Annotated in this window: 24 protein-coding genes; 12 read left to right on the top strand and 12 right to left on the bottom strand. The window is 57.9% G+C overall.

Features of this window, described 5'->3' with window-relative positions; all coding sequences use genetic code 11:
• Positions 1-23: 23 nt before the first annotated feature.
• Positions 24-1,250 carry an amidohydrolase family protein gene (locus BSK43_RS29245; RefSeq protein ID WP_077468217.1) on the top strand — a complete coding sequence of 409 codons (1,227 nt, stop codon included), beginning with the start codon at positions 24-26 and terminating at the stop codon, positions 1,248-1,250.
• A gap of 27 nt (positions 1,251-1,277) precedes the next feature.
• Here BSK43_RS29245 and BSK43_RS35270 read toward each other — a convergent pair whose 3' ends face one another.
• Entirely contained in the window at positions 1,278-1,418 is a 141-nt protein-coding gene (locus BSK43_RS35270) for a hypothetical protein (RefSeq protein WP_169055480.1), read from the bottom strand.
• Between the two features lie 402 nt (positions 1,419-1,820).
• Positions 1,821-2,075, bottom strand: coding sequence for a hypothetical protein (locus BSK43_RS29240; RefSeq protein WP_068392571.1), 255 nt, complete (start codon positions 2,073-2,075; stop codon positions 1,821-1,823).
• 210 nt (positions 2,076-2,285) lie between these two features.
• On the opposite strand from BSK43_RS29240, the gene BSK43_RS29235 reads away from it, so the two are divergent.
• The 6 genes from BSK43_RS29235 (at position 2,286) to ugpC (ending at position 8,368) form a co-directional block, all read left to right on the top strand.
• A complete protein-coding gene (locus tag BSK43_RS29235; protein WP_136687461.1) occupies positions 2,286-2,981 on the top strand; it encodes a FadR/GntR family transcriptional regulator in 696 nt (231 codons plus the stop codon).
• Positions 2,978-4,144, top strand: coding sequence for a PLP-dependent transferase (locus BSK43_RS29230; protein ID WP_077468216.1), 1,167 nt, complete (start codon positions 2,978-2,980; stop codon positions 4,142-4,144). The genes BSK43_RS29235 and BSK43_RS29230 overlap by 4 nt, the downstream gene beginning before the upstream one ends.
• Positions 4,145-4,185: 41 nt before the next feature.
• Positions 4,186-5,445: a sugar ABC transporter substrate-binding protein gene (locus BSK43_RS29225; protein WP_068392575.1), complete on the top strand. Its 1,260-nt coding sequence runs from the start codon at positions 4,186-4,188 to the stop codon at positions 5,443-5,445.
• Positions 5,446-5,535: 90 nt separating this feature from the next.
• Positions 5,536-6,471 (top strand): sugar ABC transporter permease, encoded by a 936-nt coding sequence (locus BSK43_RS29220; protein ID WP_077468215.1) that lies wholly within the window; start codon positions 5,536-5,538, stop codon positions 6,469-6,471.
• 3 nt (positions 6,472-6,474) lie between these two features.
• Entirely contained in the window at positions 6,475-7,305 is an 831-nt protein-coding gene (locus BSK43_RS29215) for a carbohydrate ABC transporter permease (RefSeq protein WP_068392580.1), read from the top strand.
• A gap of 4 nt (positions 7,306-7,309) precedes the next feature.
• Positions 7,310-8,368, top strand: a complete 1,059-nt coding sequence (gene ugpC / locus BSK43_RS29210) for a sn-glycerol-3-phosphate ABC transporter ATP-binding protein UgpC (RefSeq protein WP_077468214.1) — start codon at positions 7,310-7,312, stop codon at positions 8,366-8,368.
• A 17-nt stretch (positions 8,369-8,385) separates the two neighbouring features.
• Here ugpC and BSK43_RS29205 read toward each other — a convergent pair whose 3' ends face one another.
• The gene (locus tag BSK43_RS29205; RefSeq protein WP_077468213.1) at positions 8,386-9,531 is read right to left on the bottom strand and encodes a Xaa-Pro peptidase family protein; all 1,146 of its coding nucleotides are present in this window, start codon (positions 9,529-9,531) and stop codon (positions 8,386-8,388) included.
• A 206-nt stretch (positions 9,532-9,737) separates the two neighbouring features.
• Here BSK43_RS29205 and BSK43_RS29200 point away from each other — a divergent pair, with 206 nt between their 5' ends.
• The 4 genes from BSK43_RS29200 to BSK43_RS29190 all read left to right on the top strand — a co-directional run bounded on the left by BSK43_RS29200 (position 9,738) and on the right by BSK43_RS29190 (position 11,976).
• Positions 9,738-9,965: a DUF1127 domain-containing protein gene (locus tag BSK43_RS29200; RefSeq protein WP_077468299.1), complete on the top strand. Its 228-nt coding sequence runs from the start codon at positions 9,738-9,740 to the stop codon at positions 9,963-9,965.
• 69 nt (positions 9,966-10,034) lie between these two features.
• Positions 10,035-10,886, top strand: coding sequence for a helix-turn-helix domain-containing protein (locus BSK43_RS29195; protein ID WP_077468212.1), 852 nt, complete (start codon positions 10,035-10,037; stop codon positions 10,884-10,886).
• An 80-nt stretch (positions 10,887-10,966) separates the two neighbouring features.
• Positions 10,967-11,128, top strand: coding sequence for a hypothetical protein (locus BSK43_RS35265; protein WP_169055479.1), 162 nt, complete (start codon positions 10,967-10,969; stop codon positions 11,126-11,128).
• Positions 11,129-11,334: 206 nt separating this feature from the next.
• On the top strand, positions 11,335-11,976 hold the full coding sequence (locus tag BSK43_RS29190; RefSeq protein WP_077468211.1) for a hypothetical protein: 642 nt from the start codon (positions 11,335-11,337) through the stop codon (positions 11,974-11,976).
• 945 nt (positions 11,977-12,921) lie between these two features.
• Here the strand turns inward: BSK43_RS29190 and BSK43_RS29185 are convergent.
• From BSK43_RS29185 to BSK43_RS29145, 9 genes are all read right to left on the bottom strand, one after another.
• Positions 12,922-14,187, bottom strand: coding sequence for an ATP-binding protein (locus tag BSK43_RS29185; RefSeq protein ID WP_077468210.1), 1,266 nt, complete (start codon positions 14,185-14,187; stop codon positions 12,922-12,924).
• Positions 14,184-14,915 carry a response regulator transcription factor gene (locus BSK43_RS29180; protein ID WP_077468298.1) on the bottom strand — a complete coding sequence of 244 codons (732 nt, stop codon included), beginning with the start codon at positions 14,913-14,915 and terminating at the stop codon, positions 14,184-14,186. The genes BSK43_RS29185 and BSK43_RS29180 overlap by 4 nt, the downstream gene beginning before the upstream one ends.
• Before the next feature lie 248 nt (positions 14,916-15,163).
• Entirely contained in the window at positions 15,164-16,219 is a 1,056-nt protein-coding gene (locus BSK43_RS29175; protein WP_077468209.1) for a hypothetical protein, read from the bottom strand.
• An 18-nt stretch (positions 16,220-16,237) separates the two neighbouring features.
• The gene (locus tag BSK43_RS29170; protein WP_077468208.1) at positions 16,238-17,563 is read right to left on the bottom strand and encodes a glycosyltransferase family 1 protein; all 1,326 of its coding nucleotides are present in this window, start codon (positions 17,561-17,563) and stop codon (positions 16,238-16,240) included.
• A gap of 34 nt (positions 17,564-17,597) precedes the next feature.
• A complete protein-coding gene (locus BSK43_RS29165; RefSeq protein ID WP_246662723.1) occupies positions 17,598-18,461 on the bottom strand; it encodes an FkbM family methyltransferase in 864 nt (287 codons plus the stop codon).
• Positions 18,462-18,589: 128 nt separating this feature from the next.
• Positions 18,590-19,762 carry a polysaccharide biosynthesis/export family protein gene (locus BSK43_RS29160; protein ID WP_077468206.1) on the bottom strand — a complete coding sequence of 391 codons (1,173 nt, stop codon included), beginning with the start codon at positions 19,760-19,762 and terminating at the stop codon, positions 18,590-18,592.
• A gap of 57 nt (positions 19,763-19,819) precedes the next feature.
• On the bottom strand, positions 19,820-20,833 hold the full coding sequence (locus tag BSK43_RS29155) for an AraC family transcriptional regulator (protein ID WP_077468205.1): 1,014 nt from the start codon (positions 20,831-20,833) through the stop codon (positions 19,820-19,822).
• A gap of 658 nt (positions 20,834-21,491) precedes the next feature.
• A complete protein-coding gene (locus tag BSK43_RS29150) occupies positions 21,492-22,226 on the bottom strand; it encodes an ATP-binding cassette domain-containing protein (protein ID WP_077468204.1) in 735 nt (244 codons plus the stop codon).
• Positions 22,223-23,428 carry a capsule biosynthesis protein gene (locus BSK43_RS29145; RefSeq protein ID WP_077468203.1) on the bottom strand — a complete coding sequence of 402 codons (1,206 nt, stop codon included), beginning with the start codon at positions 23,426-23,428 and terminating at the stop codon, positions 22,223-22,225. The genes BSK43_RS29150 and BSK43_RS29145 overlap by 4 nt, the downstream gene beginning before the upstream one ends.
• Before the next feature lie 341 nt (positions 23,429-23,769).
• On the opposite strand from BSK43_RS29145, the gene BSK43_RS29140 reads away from it, so the two are divergent.
• The gene (locus BSK43_RS29140) at positions 23,770-24,060 is read left to right on the top strand and encodes a hypothetical protein (RefSeq protein ID WP_077468202.1); all 291 of its coding nucleotides are present in this window, start codon (positions 23,770-23,772) and stop codon (positions 24,058-24,060) included.
• Positions 24,061-24,065: the final 5 nt, after the last annotated feature.

Raw genomic sequence — 24,065 nt, 5'->3', positions numbered from 1 at the left:
CCTCCAATAACAGCGGTAGCTTCATGCTCGATCTGGTGATTTCGAATGTCCGCATCGCCAGACAGGAGGGTTGTTTCGAAATTGGGGTTAGAGGCGGCAAGATTGCCGCCATTGAACGGACGTTGGCCACGGACGCGCCACGTCACGATATGTGCGGCGGCTTCGCATTCGGTGGCTTTGCCGATAGCCACATCCATCTCGACAAGGCCTGCATTCTCGACCGTTGCCTCATATGTGAAGGCACGCTTGAGGAAGCCGTTCGCGAGACTGCCAAAGCGAAGCTCGGTTTTACGATCGAGGACGTCTATACGCGCGCTGCCCGCGTGGTCGAGAATGCCATCATGAATGGCACCACCGCGATGCGGACTTTCGTGGAAATCGATCGGCGCGCCGGTTTTCGATCGTTCGAAGCGATCAAGCAGATCAGACGCGCCTATGCCTGGGCCATCGATATCCAGATCTGCGCCTTCGCACAGGAAGGGCTGACCAATGAGCCTGAAACGTCAGAGATGCTGGATCATGCGCTTGAAAGCGGAGCGGATTTGATCGGCGGCTGCCCCTACACCGACCCTGATCCTCAAGCCCATATCTCGCGGATATTCGACCTTGCCGAACGTCACGGCGTCGATGTCGATTTTCATCTTGATTTCGACCTGAACCCGTCCGGCTCGGCAATCCCCGCTGTCTTGGCGGAAACCGAGCGGCGTGGCTATGGTGGCCGTGTTTCGATCGGCCACGCCACGAAGCTCTCCGCCATGCCGACGCCAACGGTCAGCGAATTTGCCAGGCGCCTCGCCGATGCTGGGGTAGCCGTGACGACTTTGCCGGCGACGGACATCTTCCTGCTCGGCCGTGGTGCTGATCATCTGATCCCGCGTGGCCTGGCGCCGGCAATGCTGCTGATGGACCATGGCGTCAACGTGACCGCCGCAACAAACAATGTCCTTAACCCGTTCACCCCTTACGGCGACGCTTCACTTGCGCGCATGGCCAATTTATTCGCGAATCTGGCGCAGCTGTCGCGTGACGATGACATTGCGCGGGCGTTCGACATGGTGACGATCAATGCCGCGCGACTGATGCGGCGCGACTATCGGCTGGAACCGGGTGCAACTGCGGACATCGTGGTGGTGGATGCGGCCGATCCATTGTCGCTGGTTCGCGAGATTCGCCAACCGATCGCTGGCTGGAAGAATGGCAGGCAGAGTTTCATCCGCCCACAGCCGCGCCTGCTGTCGCCTGGCCGCTAGGCACGCAAGCCGGATCTCCACGATCCCTTACCGCTTCAACTCACGCTCGAACTTTTCGATCTGCTGCAAAACCCAGGGGTCATCGGCCGAATATTGAATCGTCTCGGCCTCAAGCCGCTGTCGACGGCGACGCTGAATCCAATCGATGAAGGCGAGAAGCAGCCGCATGGGAATTTCCAAGCTCTTTCAATATCTACGAGGCCCGACGATCAGATTGGCAAGCCAATCGGAAGCCGGGCCTCGAGGACCGCAAGGCGTTGCGGCAGATGCCTTTTGCCTTCACGAAAATGAACGGTAGCTGAACACATATGCACGTTACGATGTTTTTAATTGCGTTGTTCGCGCAACCATGGAAAATATATCGGTGCCCTACACAACCTTCGAAGAGACGAAGGCGGTGGTGGTAAATTTGCGGCCATTTTTTATGAAAGCGTACCGTTATCGCCAAAACTGACCTAGTCGGAATGAATGACCGCGATTAAAAAACGCCGCGTCGCTTCCGATTTCCCCGGAGCGGCACAAGCTTAGCCTCGCCGATGCGAGGCTTTTTTGTTTTCAGGCATAATTGCCTTAACGGCGCGGCTCGCCGCCGGGTGCATAGACCGTATCCTGCTCGAAGCGGAAGACCGAGCCGCAGCGGCAACGCATCATGTGCTTGCGTGGATCGGTCGACGGCCGCTCGGTGGCAAAACCATGCGGCATCTGATCGATCTTGAAATCGCGGCTCGGTGCCCGACGATTGTCCGTCTCGGAAACCTCGGCAAAACCGATGTGCCCGCACCGCGCGCATTCCAGCTTCCGTGAATATCGATCTCGCGCAGCCATTCTTTTCCAACTCAGGGACTCACATCGCGCTCTTTCTATCAGCGCTCTCGGCGCTCTTGAAGCCGAAACGATCCTGTTTGTCTGTCCCGTCTTCGCTCACATCCATTCGGCCATTCACCATGCCGGCGACAGAAAATATGGAATCGGTGGAAAAAAGAGATTGACCTGATGGCAGATGTCAGACCAATTTATCAACCCATGACCAAGGCCATGCTCACACCCCTTCCCTCCATCGACCGGACGCAGCAAGTCATCGACGCGCTCTCGACCTTCGTCGAGTCGTCGAAGCTGCAGGCGGGTGATCGACTGCCGACCGAACGGGAACTGATGGCGGCGCTTTCTGTCGGGCGCTCTACTATCCGCGAAGTGCTCACCTATTTCCAGGCTCTGGGGGTGATGGAAACCCGGAAGGGCAGCGGCACCTATCTGCTGAAGCCCGTTTCCAGGGGCACCATTCACATGCCCCTGTCGCTCGATCCGCCGCATCTGCGCGATGCCTTGCTGCAGACGCTGGAAGTTCGCCGCGGCATCGAATGCGAAGCCGGCATGGTGGCCGCGAGGAAGCGCACGGACGAGGACATCGTCAACATCGAGCAGAAGCTCAACGAGATGGAACGCGTCCACATGGCCAAGGGCACATCCGGGCCTGAGGATCTCGCGTTTCACCTGGCGGTCTACGACGCCACGCACAATCCGTTGTTCAAGCAACTGCTCGAACAGATGCGCGAAACCTTCGAACGCTTCTGGGATCACCCCTTCGATCGGCAGGACTTTGCCCGCCGATCCTTCCCCTTTCACCGCACGCTGTTCAACGCAATCGTCGACCAGGATCCCGAGGCGGCGCGCGCCGAAACACTGAAAATTCTCGACGTTGTCGAGGAAGACATCAAGGAAATGTCCAAATGACTGACGGGCTAGAGCCGTTCGAACTCGCATCCCTTATCACCGCCCATGACGACGGCAATTTCGCCGACGCCGTCGTGCCGCCGATCTTTCAGACATCGCTGTTCACCTTCTCCAGCTATGACGAGATGATCGCCTCCTATCGCGGCGAGAAGGTGCGGCCGACCTATACGCGCGGCCTTAACCCGACGGTACGCCTGTTCGAGGAAATGCTGGCGAAGCTCGAGGGCGCCGAGGATGCGCTTGGATTTGCCAGCGGCATGGCCGCGATCTCGTCGGCCGTACTGAGTTTTGTCGAGCCGGGCGACCGGATCGTCGCGGTCAAGCATGTCTATCCCGATGCGTTCCGTCTCTTCGGCACCATTCTGAAGCGCATGAAGGTCGAAGTGACCTATGTCGACGGCCGCGATGAAGAAGCTGTCGCCAAGGCGTTGCCGGGCGCCAAGGTCTTCTACATGGAAAGCCCGACGAGCTGGGTCATGGAAGCGCATGATGTCGGCGCGCTGGCCGCACTCGCCAGGAAGCATGGCGTCGTCTCGATGATCGACAACAGCTGGGCCACACCCTATTTCCAGCAGCCGCTGAAGCTCGGCGTCGACCTCGTCATCCACTCCGCCTCGAAATATCTTGGTGGGCACAGCGATGTGGTCGCCGGCATCGTCGCTGGCTCGAAGGAGATGATCGCGCGGCTGAAGGCCGAAACCTACCCCTATCTCGGCGGCAAGCTTTCGCCCTTTGACGCCTGGCTGCTGATTCGCGGCCTTCGTACCCTGCCGATCCGCATGAGAGCCCATGAAGCCTCGGCGATGACGATCGCCAAGCGCCTGCAGGAACTCGACGTTGTCGAGCAGGTCTGCCACCCCGGCCTTGCCAATCGCCTGCCTGCCGGCCTCAACGGCACTTCGGGCCTGTTTTCCTTCATCTTCCGCGAAGGCGTCGATGTCCGAGCCTTTGCCGACCGTCTCAATCTCTTCAAGCTGGGTGTGAGCTGGGGCGGGCATGAAAGCCTGATCGTCCCGGGCGAAGTCGTGTTGCAGCAGAAGGCGCAGCCGAACTCGGCGCACACTTTCGGCATCAACCCGCGCTCCGTGCGTCTCCACATCGGCCTCGAAGGAACCGAGGCCCTGTGGAGAGAACTCGAGGAGGCAATCGCCGCCGCTTCGTGACTTTATCAACTGCGAGGAAAACCTAAAAAAGGGGAACCAACATGAAAAGACTGATAACTGCAGCACTCTTTACCGCCCTGATGGGCGGCACCGCCTTTGCCGATACGACGCTGAAGCTCGTCGAAGTGATCACCAGCCCCGAGCGCACCGAGACGCTCAAGTCGATCGTCGCCAAGTTCGAGGCGGACAATCCCGGCACCAAGGTCGACATCATCTCCCTGCCCTGGAATGAAGCCTTCCAGAAATTCGCCACCATGGTCTCGGCCGGCGATACGCCCGACGTCATGGAAATGCCCGACACCTGGGTATCGCTCTACGGCAACAACGGCATGCTCGAAAGCCTGGAGCCCTATCTGGCGAAGTGGGAGCACACCAAGGAGCTGACGCCTCGCGCGCTTGAACTCGGTCGCTACGTCAAGAACACCGCTTATATGCTGCCTTACGGCTTCTATCTGCGCGCCATGTTCTACAACAAGAAGCTTCTCCAGCAGGCCGGCGTCAGCGAGCCGCCGAAGACGATGGATGACTTCGTCAAGGCTTCCGAAGCCGTCTCCAAGCTGCCGGGCAAATACGGCTACTGCATGCGCGGCGGACCGGGCGGCCTTAATGGCTGGATGATCTTTGCTGCCTCCATGGCCGGCGACAACAAATACTTCACGGATGACGGCACCTCCACGATGAACAGCGCCGGCTGGGCCAAGGGCATCGAATGGATGGTCGATCTCTACAAGAAGGGCCTGGCGCCGAAGGATAGCGTCAACTGGGGCTTCAATGAAGTCGTCGCCGGCTTCTATTCCGGCACCTGCGCCTTCCTCGATCAGGACCCGGATGCTCTGATCGCCGTCGCCGAGCGCATGAACAAGGACGATTTCGGCGTTGCGCCGCTGCCGAAGGGACCGGACGGCAAGTCCTTCCCGACTATCGGCTATGGCGGCTGGTCGATGTTCTCCACCAGCCAGAACAAGGACCTCTCCTGGAAGCTGATCGCGACGCTCGAAGGCCCGGAAGGCAACCTCACCTGGAACAAGAAGATCGGCGCCTTGCCGGCCTACACGGCTGCCGAGAAGGATCCCTTCTATGCCGGCGATCAGTTCAAGGGCTGGTTCCAGGAACTGGCGGACAAGGACACAGTCCCGACTGTGATGCCGACCTACCTCGAGGAATTCGCTTTCTTCAAGGATTCGCTCGCCATCAAGACGTCTCAGCAGGCGATGCTCGGCGATATTTCGGCCAAGGACCTTGCCGACCAGTGGGCAGATTACCTGACCAAGGCGCAGCAGAAGTTCCTCGCCAAGAAATAATCCACATGCCCGGCGGCGGAGCGATCCGCCGCCGCTCTTGCTCACCTGAAACAGACGGCGTCCGAACGTCGCGAACGGGAACTCTTACAGATGACTTCGATCACCGACACGCTCGACAGGCGTCACGACCGCCGGCCGTGGCTGAAGCGCCTCGCCGACGCCTCGGAACCGTATCTCTACAGCGCCCCTGCCCTCATCCTCATCATCGCCGTGATGCTGGTGCCGCTGGCAATCGGCATATCCTACGCCTTCCGCGACATTCAGCTGCTCAATCCCTTTTCCGGGGGCTTCATCGGCCTGGAGCATTTTCGCGATCTCTCCAAGGACACGGCCTTTTACTGGGCGCTGAAGAATACCCTCTGGTGGACCGGTGCTTCCGTGGCGCTGCAGTTCATCTTCGGGCTGATCCTGGCGCTGTTGCTGGACAAACCGTTCTTCGGCAGGGCGATCGTGCAGGCATTGGTGTTTCTGCCCTGGGCCGTTCCGTCCTTCCTGGCCGGTCTCAATTGGTCGTGGCTGTTCAACCCCGTCATCGGGCCGATACCGCACTGGCTTTATGCGCTCGGCCTGATGAGCGAGCCTAGCAACATTCTGTCCGACCCGAATTATGCGATGTGGGGACCGATCGTCGCCAATGTCTGGTGGGGTATCCCGTTCTTTGCAATCACGCTGCTGGCAGCCCTTCAGGCGATCCCGCGCGATCTCTATGAGGCGGCTTCCATCGACGGCGCCGGCTGGTTCGAACGTTTCCGCTCGATCACGCTTCCCTTTCTCGCCCCGACTATCGCCATTACCGTGCTATTGCGCACCGTCTGGGTCTCCAACTTCGCCGACCTGATCGTGGTCATGACCGGCGGTGGTCCCGCGGACCGCACGCAGATCGTCGCCAGCTACATCTTCACGCAGGCCTTCAAGCGGCTCGACTTCGGCTATGCCTCGGCCATTGCGCTGGTGCTGCTGGTGCTGCTGCTCGCCTATTCCATGCTGATCATCCTGCTGCGGCAGACCCTGCTGAACAAGGATTGAGCCATGAGACGATCCATCCTTCCCACCATCGCGCATCGGCTGGCGATCCTCTGCTATGTCCTCTTCGCACTCTTCCCGCTCTTCTGGCTGCTGAAGGTTTCGGTCACGCCGAATGACCTGCTCTATACGGAAGGCGTGCGCATGTGGCCGTCGCGCACGACATGGGAACACTATGCCTTCGTGCTGCAGCACAGCGACTTTCCGACCTTCTTCAAGAACAGCGTGATCGTCGCCGGTTCGACGGCAATTGCAGTGACCATCTGCTCTTCGCTCTCCGGCTACGCGCTCTCCCGCTTCAACTTCCGCGCCAAATACTGGATCGTGGCGCTGATGCTGCTGACGCAAATGTTTCCACTGGTCATGCTGGTGGCGCCGATCTTCAAGATCCTGACGCCGCTGCATCTGACGAACAGCCTCACCGGCCTCGTCATCGTCTACACCGCTTTCAACGTGCCCTTCGCCACCTTCCTGATGCAGTCTTTCTTCGATGGCATTCCTAAGGATCTGGAGGAGGCGGCCATGATCGACGGTGCAACGCAGTTCACGGCCTTCCGGCAGATCATCTTGCCGCTGACGCTGCCTGGGATCGCCGCAACGCTCGGCTTCGTCTTCACGGCTGCCTGGAGCGAACTGCTCTTCGCGCTGATGCTGATTAACGGCAATCAGGCCGCGACCTTCCCTGTCGGGCTTCTCACCTTCGTCTCAAAATTCTCAGTGGATTTCGGGCAAATGATGGCGGCGGGCGTCATGGCGCTCATTCCGGCCGCGCTCTTCTTCCTGCTCATCCAACGTTATCTTGTGCAGGGCCTGACGGCCGGCGCGGTCAAGGGTTAGTCAAATGGCATCGATCGATATCCAGAACGTCAAGAAGGCATATGGCCATGTGCAGGTGCTGCACGACATCGATCTGAGGATCAAGGACGGCGAGTTCGTCGTCCTCGTCGGTCCGTCCGGATGCGGCAAGTCCACCTTGCTCAGGATGATTGCGGGCCTTGAAGACATTAGCGGCGGCGAAATCCGCATTGCCGACAATCGTGTCAACGAGCTGCATCCGAAGGACCGCGACATAGCCATGGTCTTCCAGTCCTATGCGCTCTATCCGCATATGAATGTCGCCGGCAACATGAGCTACAGCCTGCGGCTCCGGAAGATGGCGAAGGAGAGCATCGCCAAGGCGGTCGCAGGAGCTGCGACGAAGCTCGGCCTCGATCCGCTGCTTGAACGCCGGCCGAAGGCGCTTTCCGGCGGCCAGCGCCAGCGCGTTGCCATGGGTCGCGCCATTGTGCGCCAGCCGAAAGCCTTCCTCTTCGACGAACCGTTGTCGAACCTCGACGCCCGTCTGCGCGAACAGATGCGGGCCGAGATCAAGAAATTGCATGGCGACCTGAAAGCGACCTCGATCTACGTCACCCACGACCAGATCGAGGCGATGACGCTGGCGGACCGGATCGTCGCCATGCATGGCGGGGTGGTTCAGCAGGTCGGCAGCCCGCTAGAACTCTACGACCGCCCCGCCAATCTCTTCGTTGCCGGCTTCATCGGCTCGCCCGGCATGAATTTTCTGGATGCGATCTATCAGGAGGGTGGCGTCAAGCTGAAGGATGGCACCTTCGTACCGCTTGCTGAATCGCTAAAGCTGACGTCCGGCGCAAAGGTAACCCTCGGCATCCGCCCGGAACATGTCGTCCTGTCTTCGGATCAGTCCAACATGGCGGCTACTGTCGAACTCATCGAGCCCACGGGCTTCGGCATCATCCTGCACCTCTCGCTGCACGGCCTGCCGTTCAAGGTGTTCACGCTGGATCGCAGCGCGCTCAGCGCCGGGAACCAGGTCAATGTCGCCTTCCCGTCGCAGCATCTGCATGTTTTCGATGAGGACGGAAAAAGGGCGGCCTGAGCCGCCCTTTTCAGACGTTAATCCGTAAAAGGGTTCGTTGGCCCGTTGGACGGCGGCGTAAACCAGCGCGGGCCGTCCGCCGTCATGTACATATGATCCTCGAGCCTGATGCCGAATTTCTGCGGAAAGACGATCATCGGCTCATTCGAGAAGCACATGCCGACTTCAAGCGGTGTCGCATTGCCGCGCACGATATAGGGCTCTTCGTGGATCTCCAGCCCCAGGCCGTGACCGGCGCGATGCGGCAATCCGGGCAGCTTGTAGTCGGGACCCAGCGAATGTTTCGCGAGAACCGAACGCGCGGCATTGTCGAGGCTCGAGCAGGCAGCACCGAGCTTGGCGGCATCGAAGACCGCCTGCTGCGCTTCCCGCTCGATCGCCCAGGCATCTTCGAAGACGCTATCGCCGGCTTTCAGCTTGTATGTTCGCGTCAGATCGGAGTGATAGCCGTCAATGCGGGTGCCGGTGTCCACGAGGATGACATCGTCTTCGGCGAGCGTCTGGTCACCATTAGCGCCATGCGGCAGCGACGTCGCCTCGCCGAAGGAGACGATGCAGAAGGTCGAGCCGCCGTGAGCGCCAACCTCGCGATGCCGTCGATCGATGAACTCAACCACTTCGGAGGCGCGGATACCGGGCTTGAGCAAGGCGTGGGCCTGCTTGTGGATGCCAAGCGTCAAGTTCATCGCATATTGAATGAGCGCGATTTCAGCAGGAGACTTGATGCGGCGCAGGCGGTTGATGATCGGCCCACCATTTTTCAACCGCTCGGCACCGAGTTCCGCGGCCAGCGCATGATAGAAGAACAGCGGCATGTTGTCGTCGAGCGCCAGAATGCCCTTGTTGCCGAGCAGACGCGCAACGAGGCCCGCACTGCTCTCCTCCTCCTGCCATTCGAGGATTTCGGCGGGCAGATGCGTCAGCGTCTCGACGCGGCTGCGTTCGAAACCAGGAACGATGTAGTAAAGCTCGGTCGGCGTCACCAGCGCCCCGAGGAAACGTTCGCTGGCGTGCCAGACGAGGCCGGTGAAGTAGCGCAGGCTTTCACTCGGCCCAAGTAGCATGCCGGCGAGCCCCTCCGCATCCAGCAACTGGCGAAGCCGTGCGAGGCGTACCCGCTTTTCCTCTTCTGTGATCCGCGGGACTGGATGTTGCCACGACATTCTTCGACTCCTCAATATTCCAAATCGTATAGGCTTCGCGCCACATCGGCACGGTGACAGCGACACTAATAATCTTGTAGGCAAAATGTCGACAAGGAAAAACAAATCGCCGCATCAGGCGTTGTGATCGCTAAATTATCTGACAGCGCGAATAGGCCGCCAGTGGTTGATTGTCTCCATCGAAACACATGATCGAGGAGATCAACATGCAAACTTCCAGCATCGCAATCCAGTCCGCACGCGTCCGGACTTCAAGCAAATCCGGGCGGACGTCGCTCTCAGTCTTCATGGGGGCAATCCGACTGCTTGCGCGCAAGCTGGCGGAGCGACGCAACCGAAATGCGCTGATGGAGCTTTCGGATGATCAATTGAAGGATATCGGTCTCTCTCGCGGTCAAGCCGGGAGCGACGTTCATATTTACAGCCGCTACTAAAAAGATGGCGCAGAACATGTTAGCGTCATGCAACGCGACCGGCATATGCGGCATAATGGGGATTGCGGCATGTCACTGATTTCGACAGCTCTGCTGCTGAAAACGAATACGGTTATCATCCGCGATGTCGTGTGCAACGGTGAATGCCGTCACAAGAGCGACGAGGAGTGTGCGCACAAGACAAGCCTCGTCTATCCCTATCGCGGCGTCTTCAAGCGCCATGTAGGCCAGAATGACGTGGTCGCCGAGGCCAATCAGGTCGTGTTCTTCAATGGCGGACAGGACTATCGGATCAGCCATCCTGTAGAAGGCGGCGATTCCTGTCTCGATCTTTCGATCGACACGTCCGTCCTTCATGAACTTGCTCCGGCGGACCAGGTGCAGACCGGCGAAGGCGTCACCTTTCGCCGGCAGCGTCGTCGCGTCGATCCGCGCGCCCAGGCCCTCGTCGCACTTCTTCGCCACGGCTTGAGCCGCAACATCGCCGAAAGCCTTGAAGGCGAGACCCTGGCCTTGACGCTCGTGCGCCGCTCGCTTGGTGAGCGGACATCACATGCCGCCGGCGCGAGCTTTGGGCGGCAGAAACTCGTCGATCGGGCAAAGCTCGTCCTGTCTTCCGATCTCGCCCGCCGATGGACGCTTGCCGAAATCGCCAGGGAGGTCGGTGTCTCGCCGGTTTACCTCACTCAGGTCTTCCAGCAGGTCGAGGCCATGCCGCTCTATCGGTATCAACTGCGGCTACGGCTGGCGCGTGCGCTCGATCTTCTTGGCCAATATAACGACCTGACCATGCTCGGGCTCGATCTCGGCTTTTCCAGCCATAGCCATTTCAGCGCCAGCTTCAAGCAGACCTATGGCCTGACGCCCGCAGAATTCCAGCGTTCGGCACAGTTGAAACCGAAGCACTACACGACTCGCTAAAGATTCCGACAGCGCCGACTTGGCGATCGGTGGTCTGATGATCCCGCCCTGATTGAGGGATTTTTGAAAAGGATCACGCGATGAAGAAAACCACATGCGCCGCCTGCGACTGTGAACTCGGTACCGATGTCATCAAGGTTAACCTCGGAGGCAAGTCCGTCGAGGTCTGCTGCGAGGAATGTGCCGCGGCATTGAGGGAGGCCGACCAGTCGACGTCGGCGTCTTCGCTCGGCAAGGAATAGAGACCCGATTCACCTGCCAATGAAGCCGCGCCCGGAGTGCGGCTTCATTGGCGGAAAGTTGTAATGAATTGTTGCCTCGGGCTTCGCAGCAAACTTCGTTCGCAACATTCGCCCGTCAGAACATATTCGGAAATATCGAGAACTATTGCATTCATACGATTTCGTTAGCCTCGGTATCAGTAATCGCAACAAAGGCAATACTGATCATGAAGCAACGATACATCATCGCAACCTTGCTAGTGACAGCGATCGGCGGCATGGCCGCCCCGGCTCTCGCCGCCGAACCGACTGCCACACCGGACGCACAAAACCCTGCTGTCGCGGAAGCGGCGCAGCCCATCCAGGATCACGCGCCGCCGACCGGTTGGCCCTGGCCCGGCCCTCACATGCATCCGCCAATGATGGCCTTTGGCGAAGGCGGCCCAATGCCTCCATTCGGACCACCCGGCGGCTTCCCTCACGGCCCGAATCCCGCGCTGGAACTCGCCGGCAAGCTTTCGGCCATGGAAACGCTGATCGGCATTCGCAGCACACAGCTTGATGCCTGGCGGGATTATACCAGCGCACTGACGGATCTGCTGGCCTTTCCAAAGCATCGGCAGCCGGGCCAGCCAGAGGCGAGTGACGAAGCCGCGTCTCAGCCCGCGCAGGGTACCGACAATCAGGCCAATGGCTCGAAAGAACTCTTTGGCGAGCGCATAGCCGATCGCGTGCTGGATCGCGCCGCCAAGGCGACTGTCCTCAAGGATAAAGCCACTGCCCTGCGCAATGTGCTGACTGCCGATCAAGTGGCCAAACTCGAAGACGCCGAGCGCTCGCTCGTTCCTGGTCCCCACATGTTCCGCTAATCCGACCACACGGACGGAACACGCCTTCCTCTCCGCCTCCAGCCGATTGAGATTCCCCCCGGACGCCCTCATCGGCTGGACAGAGCGGCCCTTTAAAGGGCCGAAAGGCTCGGGAACACCCCGCCCGGTGTTCCCGAGCCATTGGCGCTTATGCATCCTCTGCGTTGCCAGAATCTCTATCAAGTCCGGCGGCCCTATCCTTGCCGTCAGCCGGCAAGATTGGCGACATCATCAAGACATTCTCTATCGGATGATTATTGGACTGTCGCTGATGGCGCCTCTGCTTCAGAGCAGCAAATCTCAGGCGATGCTTTGCTGCGCAAGACGAAGCCTGGTGGCAGGGAACGTGCCTATGCTCTCCGATCGGCACTGGCCTGCATTTGGCCATATCCAGATAGCCATGTGTCCGACGCCTTGATCTGGGCAAGGCACTATCAGTGCACCAATTTTCAGGAGAGTTTGTCCCGCTTCAAGGGTAATCCGGCTTCGCCAGTCGTGTTGGGGGCGTCATGGCGAAGCCGGGTATGCGGGGCGATCAAAGCCTGCTCGAGCACAGCATCTGATCGACTGCAATTCTACATTAATTGGCACCCACAGCATTTCCGAATATTGCTGAAAAGAGGCATTTTAGCGAAATTTAGTGTCTCTGCTTTTCTACTTCACTGTTATTATTTGATAAGTTTTGAGAACTTAATGTGGCGCCAACATTTATTGAAATTTTCGAAAGTTCTACGCAAGTAAATCCTGCTTTGATACAAATTTCCAGTGAAAAATCCGAGGATCATGAGCCTTCTTTAACTGAAAGGGCCAAGCTGATTCAACTGCAGCATTACGGCATCTTCGTAGGGAGGTAAGTTCAAATCATTGCTGAGAGCGTTCGGATCTTTACCTCAAGACATGAGAACGCGATCCTCGCTGTGGCTTAAACCGTCAGCTCAAATCGGTTTAGCTCGCGGATTTGCAGTTGGCACTTTTGAATGACACCACCTGCTCCAGACCCGTGGGTTGTCTGTTACGCACGATGATCTCTCCCCCGAAGCGGGTGACGATTTCGCGCGCGATGGCCATGCCTAGACCCGCACCAGGAAAGGATTTTTGCCTGGCTATGTCGATCCGGAAAAACGGCTCGAATACCTGATTGAGCCGCTCCTCGGGTATGCCGGGGCCAGTATCGATGATTCTCACCACTGCCCTGTTGCCAAGATGAGTGACCGTCACTGTTGCCGATTGGCCATGCGTCGCACTGTTTATCAGCAGATTGCGCAGCGCTCTCGTCACCGCCAACGGCCCTGCGCTGATCGTTGTGGGCTCCAGTTCGCCGCTGTTGACGTTCATATCGATCGCCTTCAGCTCGTCAACAATGTCCTGGACGATTGCATCGAGCCTGACCTGCTCCAGGCTATCGTTGGAAATCTCCTCTCGCACCAGCCTGATCGCGCTGTCGGCAATCCTGTCGAGCTCCTCGAGGTCGGCGAGCCATTTCTGCCGCTCTTCCTCGTCCTGGATGAACTCGGCGCGCAAGCGCATGCGCGTCATGGGAGTCCTGAGATCGTGCCCTGCGGCGGCGACAAGCCGCATGCGGCTTTCGGTGGCAGCCTTCACTCTGGCCGAGAGGCCGTTCAGCGCTTGCGCGGTGACGCGGATTTCTCCCGGGCCACTTTCCGGTATGTGCGGCAGCGTGCCGTCAGGATTGATGGCCGCTACAGCCTCTTCCAGCAGACGGAGAGGCTTCATGATTTTCGAAGCCGCGAAAATGGAAACCAGGACGCTGCCGATGATGATCAGGCCTAGCCACCCCGCCAATATTTTCCAGCCCCCCGGCGGTGGGCCGTGTTGCGGCATCGGCGTGATGAGCCATGTGCCGTCGGAGAGCTTCAGCGAGGCAATCATCTCTCCTGCCGATTGGTGGGATATGATCGCCTCGCGCATGCCGGAGATCCGGAACAGCGCCTCCATGAGAAAACGGGATAGTTCCTCGTCCCGCGGGCCATCGGCAGGCATCGGAGCGAAGATCAACCCGGCGGAGGCCGCCGTTGCTTTATCCTTCTCGGCAAAGGTTGCCATAATGGCGAGCTGGCGGGCCATCGGCTCGATCATCATATTTGGCCGGGGGCCGCGCATCACAAGGCTTGCCACGAATGATGAGGAGATGACGACCAGGACGATGGCTGTCAGCAGGAGCAACGCCAGGCGCGCGCCCAACGACCTCATGAATCACCCTTTATTGCCACCACCGGCACGACAAGCTGATAACCGCCATTGCGGATCGTCCGGAAGATCGGTTCGTCGGCTGTCTCGCCGAGCTTGCGGCGCAGCCGGCTCATCAGAACATCGATAGATCGATCGGCGGGATCGCGATCGCGGCCTTGCGTCAAATCGAGCAATTGATCACGCGACAACAATCGGCCGGCGCGTTCCAGAAATGCTTTCAGCAGATCGAATTCGGCTCCGGTCAGCGAGATCGCCTCGCCATTATCTCTGGCGACCCGGCGAAGCTGCGGATCGAGCATCATGTCGCCGAACTGAAACCGTCTTTGTTCGGGTTCGACCGAAAGATCTTCATGAGTACGACGCAGGACGGCGCGAATGCGCGCCGCCAGCTCACGCGGATTGAACGGTTTGCCGAGATAATCATCCGCGCCGATCTCAAGTCCGAGAATTCGATCTATGTCCTCCTTGAGGGCAGTCAAGAGGATGACCGGCACCCTCGGACGCCGGTTTCGAAGGTCACGGCACAGATCGAGGCCCGATCCATCGGGAAGCATCACATCCAGGACGATAAGGTCGGGAGGGCGCCGGTTGAGCGCATCGTTGCATCCGCGAAGATCGCCCGCCGTTGATACACGGAAGCCCTGCTCCTCAAGATACCGGCTGAGGAGAGAGCGAATCTCGTGGTCGTCGTCGACTATCAGGATGTCCGGTGCAGCGGTCGCATTCATAGGCTTCATTCCATTTTTCCCAACCGTTATACGAGTTATCAATCCTCTGAAAAGGAGGGGTTTGCGGCACTAATACGGAAAATCTGCTATGGGAAACCTTGATTTACAAAATTCTGGGCGTTGGAAACGTTCAGCAACACAATAATGTCATCGGGCAAGGTAGAGCACGACCAATAAGGCAGCAGAATACGCGGCAACCGCCGGGTATCTGCCATCCTTAAAACGGCACTGGAAGGGTATTGCCTATACTACGCGGCCCTGAGCCATTCGATGCTCCAGGCTGAAAGTCGCCCTTCGATGGCACCACTATCCATCATCAGCCGTATTTCGATCGGAGTACGTGGATCAAGCACTTCCACCGGAACCGCGGTCTCGAATGAGCCGGTGCCTTGCGGGCAGACGCGCAGCCTTCCCAGCAGCTCGTTTGCGTGGATTTCCAGAGTGAAGATCTGGCCGTGGCAATCTTCCTCGACGTCGAAGAGAAATTTGGCATCCCATCGGCCGGAAGGTAGATGGAGATACGGGCCATAGATGAGGCAGCGAGCGCCACCGGTCAGATCCAGACTACTATCGAGGCCTTCTCCCAATCGGTCACCCGCCAGGAACGTTTCACGAGGCCAGAAGATGGAGGGGCGCGCAGTCTCGGCGTGGCCGAACTGCAGTGGTCGCAGAACTTTGCCCGCAAGCTCACGCAATGATTCGCTGAGCTCTGGCACTTCCTCTTTCGGCGTCAGATATCCCACGATCACCGCTGCCGCTGCTTCCTCCAGTTTCGGTACGCCGGTGTTCGATGCCCCGTCTGGAGAACCCATGCCGACGTGCAGCAGAGCGCTTGAAATCTGCTCGAATGTAAGCTCGGTGCTAAAATGTTCGTCTATCTTTTTGAGTAGCAGATCAATGCTGCTTCGCTGCCCGATGTCATTGCGTCGCAAGACCAGCCCGGCCGACGCGCTTGTCAGCGGTTCGAGGCAGGCGAGGCTGGCCGAAACGGCCCTGACCAGCCCGAAGTCCCGCTGATCGGTCGCGCGTGCAAGATAGGAGACCGCATCTATCGGATCTTCGAGGCACAACAAAAAAGGGACATTAATCTTGACAATCAGTTCCGATAACCTGGCCTCAGGGAATTGCGAAACCAGCACGGCATGCGTGCCGGACCGGCTCTGGACGTGCTGCTTCAGGTCCTCGATCGTATCCGTCGTGATGATCGTATATTCGCCGAAGGCTTCACGCGCCAGCGCATGAACGGCAGCAACGCCCCAGGAAGACATGACGCCAGGCATGCCGAAAGCAAAGAGGATGGTCATCGTCGAACCCTCCCATACCTATCCGTTGAGGAGAGTATCATAAAGAGTACTCACCTTCTGCTGATATCGTTCCGTCGAGAAGCGCGCCGCTTGCTTCGGTCCGGCCTTGGCATAAGCGTCGCATAGTGCATCGTCCTGATCGAGGCTGGTGATGGCTTTGCGCATGTCCTCGGTATTGTAGGGATCGACGAGCAACGCAGCCTTTCCGGCGATTTCAGGGATAGATCCCTCGGTCGAGCTCAGGACTGGCGTCCCCAATTGCATGGATTCGAGAACTGGCAGGCCGAACCCCTCGTAAAGCGAGGGGAAAAGCACCGCTCGCGCGCCGCGGATCAAGCTGATCAGCAGCGGATAGGATACGAAGTCGAAACGCTGTATCTGCCGCTGCGGCACGATCCGGTCTTCGGAGCGAACGTAGAAGCGGAAGCGATCGTCATCGATCAATTCCTTCGTCTCCGCGCCTTTCCAGCCCGGCGCGCCAACGATGATCAGTGGCTTTGTCGTCTTTGCGGCGAGATAGGCCTCGATCAATCGGGAGATGTTCTTCTTGGGTTCGAAGGCGCCAAAGAACAGGAAATATCCCTTCCAATCGAGGTGAAAGATGCCGGCAATCTCATCGGCGATAACGTCCTCCGTCTTTTCCCGGAGCGACTCGGGCACATGCACCGCCTGATACGTGTTGGTAATGCGGGATTCGTCGACGCCAAGCACATTGATGATGTCGGCCCGCGAGGTGTCGGAGACCGTAACGATATGGTCGGCTCGTTTCACCAGAGCCCGCAACATCTTGTAATGATAGCGTTTGTCGTCCTCGGTCAGATAGGGCAAGCGCAACGGCACCAGGTCGTGGATCGTATAGACGTTCAACGCCCTCTTCGCCACGAGCGGCAGAGGGTAGGTGCAGTGCAGAAGGTCCGGTTGCGCATCGAACTTCATGGACAGGCTGTTGCCGTAACGTTTGAAATGATGGCGAGCGAGCTGGAACACGTCATTTGACGCATAGACCATGCCGGAGTCGCCGAACTGAGACTGAACCGATTTCAGAATAACAGTCCCGCTCAATGTTATCGGAACAGGCTTCACTCCGAATGGAGCGCCGATCTGTCGGCGCAGCCAGCGGCGGGCGATGAAGCTAGCCCCAGGCTTGCGGTTGCTGGCATCATCGAACAACACCACTTCCCGCAGGATGGGATCCTTTGGAACTTTTCCGGCCAATCCATGGACGACCCCGGTCTGATATCCGAGCGAATGGGCAGCAGACATCAACCCCCTGGTATAGGTGGCGACCCCGGTTCCTTTGCTCAATGAAAGGTTGAGACCGTCGTAAAGGATCGTCTTGCTCACGCCTGCCCTCCTCTGTTTTCAGCCGTCTCCGGCCTCACGCCGGTTTGTTGGGGGAAAGAACGAGCAGGGAATCATCGCTTGCGTATTTGGACAGCAGGTCCTCGCGCGCAACCGGCACGGCTTCACCGCTGAAATCGAGACGCCGTATCGAGCCATAAATGGCGGCGAGCCGATCGAAAAAGCCGCCGGCATCCGTGTATCGTGCCGGATTGAACTCCACGACAATCATCGGCCGGTGACGGCTTATGGTTTCGCTCATCCCTTCGAAGATGAACTCCTCAGCCCCTTCGGCATCGATCTTGATGAAATCGACGCGCTCGCACGATGCGCTCAGCCGATCGAGTGTCGTGACCGGAACCCTGATGACGCTGCCGTCCTCGACGCGGGGAACGAAGCCTTCCAGGACGATCAGCGCGTTCTTCGGTTCATTATGCGGCACGTAGAGAGGCGCGTCACCTGAAGCGTTCCTGCCAAGCGCCAGACCTTCGATGCGCGTCCGCCCGATCATTCCGTTCAGCTCGGCGCTGCGACGTAGGAAATCCGCAGCGTGGGGATTGGGCTCCACGGCGACCACCTGACCTTTGGCGCCAACAAGCTCGGCCAGAAGGACGGAATAATAGCCAAAGTTGGCGCCGACATCGATGGCGGTCATGCCACGCTTCACGTTGCGGGCGCAGAATAGCGTCAGCCATATTTCCCAAAAGCCGTCCAGAAGGATGTGTGATCCAAAGCCTCTGTCGCGGGTATCGACGTAGAGTTTGTAGCGCCCCAGCACGCGGACCAGAGCGGTATTATTGCCGAGATATGCGCTGCTCACGCGTTGCAAAATAGCAATCTCGGCTTGCTGCCGATCGAAGGCGATCAATTCATGGAGGTGCAGCAGCGCGGACGTACCCATTTTATTCCCCTCAAACCAACCTGCGTTTAGTGCAGTCCGTAGGCCGGACAACATTGTGATGGCTCCCTCAATCTCTGCTACGTCATTTCCGCTGTCCACGTCGGTTGCTTGCCGGCGAACCTATGCCGTCAGTTCGCCGTGGTTGCTGCTATGCCTACGGATGCTGCATTCAATGCCGTTCCGGTAAGGCCCTGGAAGAGACCCATGAATTTTTGGATATCGATCGACGAGGCATTGGAAATGTAAATGATATCCCGTGGTTGGACCTCGAAGTTCTGCATCGTCAGGAGCGTCGAACCATTCTTCAAGTCGAAGCGGTATACGATCGGAACCAGGCCTCCTCGCCGAAGAAGCGGATTGTTGGGCGCGACGACACGGCGAGCCACCTCCTGCGTTTCGTAGCGGAAGAGGAAGACACCGGAGACATCGGCGCGAGTATCCTGCAAGCCTCCTGCGCGAGCGACCGCATTGGCCATGCTCAGATGCTGCACACTGAAGGGTACTTCGCCATTCTGGCCGGACGCCCCGAGGATCGTATAGGTGTTCGGCGAGCGGACGACGGTGATCACGTCTTCTGGTCGCAATCTTATATTTTCGCGCGGGCTCTGAACGATCGCGGTGAAGGGAAGATGCATCGTTCTTCCCTGCCTCGTCAGATAGACGACGCTCTCGTTGACGCCAGCGCGCAAGCCTCCTGCCGCGGCGATTGCATCAAGCACCCTTTCACCGGCCGGCGAAAGCGAAACACGTGCGCCGCCAGCAACTTCGCCGGTGACTGTGACGGTGTTTGCGACGCTTTGCTGCACGGTTACCAGCGCTTGAGGCTGAACGGCCTTTCCGGCGAGACCGGAGACCACGGCGCGCTCGACAGCCGCAGGTGTCTGGCCTGCGGCGGTTATGCGGCCCACGTAGGGAATGCTGATCGTTCTGTCGGCGTTTACCGTCTGTGGCGGGATCGTGACCGCGCTACCGGTTGCCTGCTGTTGGCTTGAGATAGCGGAGGCCGTTCCAAATAGACTGCCGGGTGGCGCTTCCCAGAGGCTCACCGAAACGACGTCACCCACGGCAATGCGCAATCCGGGATCTCGCGCGCCTTCGCCGAAATAGGCAGCCAGGCTCGGTTCGGGCCGAGCGGCAAAGTTGACCATTGCCGGCGATGTCACATTGACCAATGCAAACGGCGGTACCGCGCGTGCCGCCGCCTCCTCCAGTATTCGGGAGGCCTTAGGTCCGGCCTCCGGTAGTGCACAGCCCGTAAGAACGCAGGCAAGAACAAAGAGCAGTCCAAACTTCAATGGCATCGATTATCCTGAACGGCACGGAGGCGGTTATGACTGGGCTTCGATGTGCTCAGCGCACTATGCTGTCCTGGCATCGTCACTATGCTCCCGGGTAAAACGAAGGATCGATGAGGGGCTAAAGCCATAAGCGTGCTTGTAGAGAACGGAGAACCGTCCGGGATTGGAGAACTGCAGGCTCATTGCCAGATCGGTGATGCTCTCCGCCTGTCCACCCTTGATGGCTCCATGTGCGGCGGCAAGCCGGTAGTTACATAAAATTCCCATCGGCGTATCGCCGCGATAAGTCTTGAACATGCGTTGCAGGGCGCGCGCACTGCAGCTGGCTGCATTGGCGAGATCTTCCAGCATGATCGCGTTATGCAGATTGTCGCGCATGAATGCCTCGGCTCGCAGAAGCTGCCGCGGTGCATCCTCCAATGTGCCTCGGCTAAAGGCGTCGGTCAGATTATGCGGGAGCTTTGCAAACAGCTTGACTAGCAGCAGTTCGCTGTAGGCCTTTGCCAGCATCACCCGTTCGGCCGGGCGCGCAGTCATAAGATCTTTTTCAGCCTGACGAAGAGTTTGGTAGAGACCTTGAGCGCCGCCCTGGCGAAAACTGACTGGCGAGAGAGAAAACTCCTGCACATAGGGCTTGCCCGTCAATTCCTCGAAATGCTGCCTTAAAACGGGTTCTGGTATTTGAAATACGAGCCACGAGCTTCGCGGTTTGATATCCAGCCGCTTGCCGTTACGGTCAGTGATGCTAGCGACACTGTTGGCAGGGATGCGCAGTTTCTTTTGCATCCTTCTGTGGTTGACCTCTATCTCTCCCGCCAGAACAAATATGATGCTCACACGCGGCAGATCGTGTTTGGCCACCCCTTCCAGCGCTCCAGAATGTTCAGCGCTGATGATGGAGGCGGATTGAAGGGGTTGCTTGCTGAATTTAAAGGAATAATCGCCGCTGGAATCCGAAGGAACCGACCATTTCCAATTTGGCTCAAGCACGTCAAGATTGCGAACTATTGCATCACGAGAGTATACCTCAAAAGTCCCAACGCATTGTTCGACAACTCTTCCCAGCATCGCCATCCGCTATCCTACTCAAAATCGTAAGTTGCATATTAGAAATCACTTACATTTGATTTCTACTCAGGTCAGATTTTTTAGCGTCCGCTACGATGACTCCATGGTCTCATCCCCTTCGATAGTTCTAACGGGGTATAATCATTCAGCTTACCTTACATTATTCATTGTTAAATTAGCACATCAATTTTTGACAACACAGTACAGATAGTGACGATGTTATACAGAATCCTACCGCCTCTCATTCTCGCAGAAGGCGAAATTGCGTTCGCGACATCGTCGGACAAAATGCATCCGATCAAATAACTATATTGGTCGGGCATGTTATCAAGGGTTGAATATTAATATTCTAATTTAGTAAGTACAGCTGTGCGTGGAGATAGTTGCGAGTGCGGTATCAAAACACCACTGCAGAAACGCTGAAAAGCAGACGAAGCAATCCAAGCAACCGGTAGGCGCGTAACGTCACTCCATTTGTGCGATATACGACCATAATTCGATTCAGGGCCCTCCGCGGCGACAGGCGACGGTTGAATCGACTTTAAAGTCGTGTCGAACATGGAGGAGCCTTCTGCTCACCCTTCCCTGATACTGTATCACTTTGGAGACGTGGCATGCCGCACCGTGCGCAGCCTTCGAAGCCAACAGCGCAAAAACGGCATATCTACAATGTGGAGTAGATTCTAAATGCCGCTTCAATGTCATGAAAGACGCGACCTCGGCCCTTTTTTAGCACAAGTGCCGAGCTGCAGAGATCGGCAATCACGTTGAGATTGTGTCCCACAATGATCATGGAACGATCTTTGCGTTTGACGAAGAGCTCCTCGAACGAGCGAGTCTGGAAGCGTTTGTCACCGACTGCGAGCACCTCATCGATGAGATAGCAATCGAAATCGATGGCAAGGGACATGCCAAAAGCCAGCCGCGCGCGCATGCCCGATGAATATGTTCTAATGGGCATGCGCAGGTATCGGCCGAGCTCACTGAACTCGTCGACCTGATCCCTAATTTCGGCAAACGGCTTGTTGTAGATTCGCGACAGGAAGCGCATGCAGTCAAACCCCGTCATAGAACCGCCGAAGCCGCCGCTCAGGGCAATGGGCCATGACATCGACATGTTGCGGACCACTTTGCCGGAGGTTGGCTCTTCTATGCCGGCGATCATGCGGACAAGAGTCGACTTGCCGGCACCATTATGCCCGAGAACGGCGATCTTCTCGCCACGACCGATCTTGAAGGTCAGACCGTCGAGCACCCGGTGCATGCGGCCGTTCACTTCGTATTCCTTGACGAGATCGAAGACGCCGACGATCCCATCCTCCTGTTCCGGATTCAAATTTTGTGGGGCCGGCGCATTAGACGATACGAACTGCGAAAGACTGGAAGGGAGACCACTCATTGCTGCGCCGCGTGCTCGTAGACCTGATTGATAAAAAAGCGCGTGATCCAGAAGCATGCAAAGCAAATGGCCAGCAGCATCGAGAATGCCACGATACGCTTCGGGTAAAGCGCATGATCCGGCAGGTTCGGGTCAGCGATTCGTTCCAGATACAATTGCTGCCGCTGCGCATCGATTTTCGCGTTTTCAAGGGAGACCGTGGCCGAAGTCAGCATCTTGGCCGCCATCTCCCGCTCCAGCAGAAGCTGTTCATATTGCGCGATACGCGGGGCCATCGACCCGTCATTGCCAACGATGTGGGCTCTTTCTTCGCTGATCTGACGCTCCATCGCAGTCACTCGTGCCCGCAATGCTTCCCCTTGGGGACTTTGCGGCGCCTGTTCGTCAAGAGCGGCGAGGCGCGTCTTGCTTGCGGCCAAATCGTCCGACAGCCGGGCAATCATGTCGAGCGCCGCTGTCGATTGCTTCGTCGGGTCGACGAGCGATTCGCGATTGCGAAAATCCGTCAATGTCTTCTGCATGTTCGATAGCCTGACCTGGCTGTCGCTCACCTCGACCTGCGCATAGCGTATGGCATCAGCCCTGGCGCGATCGTTAAGACGATTGATGAGTTCCTCGGCGTGCTGAACCAATGCACTTGCGAGCCGCTGGGCATCCTCCGCCCGAAAAGCCCGCACGCTTAGAGTCGTAACGCCGCTACCCGTATCCGTGCGAATATTGATGATATCAAGATAGTGCTTGAACAGCCCCTCGCCGTTGCCCTCGCTCCAGGACAAGGGGTAACGGCTAAGGAAATCCGCCTCGGGGCGCGAAAGTTTTTCCTTCAGTCCGTCCTTCTCGACAAGCGCGTCAACGGCCGCTCGGGATTTGATGAATTGAGTGACGATATAGCTGTCGTCCTGGGCACGGACAAAACCCGTGCTTTGAAGGAAGCCGCTCAGCAGGCCCGCACTATTCCGGTTCGGGCTACGCACGACAAACTGCGTTTCGGAAATATATTGATCGGCGCAGATGAAGCCGTAGTAGATGCCTCCGAGCAAGCCCGGAATGATGACCATCACAATCAGCAGTAATTGCGAACGCATCCATTTCGCAATCGATTGCGGCCACGGAAGCGGCCGGCCAATAACCACGCTGGAGGAGCGCGCCGTTACCAACGTAACGAAATCCGCAAACTCTCTGTTGTTCTCGATGCGGCTCATTTGAAGACCATCAAATCTCTCTCCTCGAGAAAAGCCGGAGCCTTTCACCGGTATTTTCTGGCTCTCCGCAGGATGCTGGAAACTCAGCTGTGCGTCGCATTTCCAGCTGCATGTACAACATCTGAGAAGCCTTTATTTTTGGCAAAGCTTCCACATATATCCTTGATTTGTCAAATATAATTCTCAAAATCGTAAAATTTAATCTCGCCAAGTAAGAATAGATGGAAAACTGTCGCAATTAATACTTTGGCGACGCGATCCGTATGGCGAGGCGAAATTGTGGCGGCGATAACTGCCATTCTATTAGCAATCTCTCTCATTACTGGCTCAAGGAATTCGGAATGGGAAAGCTCGGGGATGTCTCAAACCATGGCAACGATATCGCCCAGCCGCATCGCCGGGCGCAGTGGCCACTTTTCGGTCGGCTCCTGCCCTGGATCGGCACTCCGTTCATTCCAAAGCTCGGCTTCTTCTTGGTGCAAATCCTGATCGACGGTGCTTTACACGGCCGCGATCGCAGCCAAAGCGTCCAGACACAGCTTCCCGTCCCCCAGGGAGCGATTCCTCTCTTGCTGCCCGCGGAAGCGCGGCGCCGGCGCCATCTGCGCCTTGGCAACTACAGCCGCTTCTGACCAGG

Source organism: Rhizobium sp. P44RR-XXIV (genome assembly GCF_001999485.2).
Taxonomy (GTDB): Bacteria; Pseudomonadota; Alphaproteobacteria; order Rhizobiales; family Rhizobiaceae; genus Rhizobium.
The sequence above is the reverse complement of the archived record's forward strand: the minus strand, read 5'-3'. Positions and strand labels throughout refer to the sequence as shown.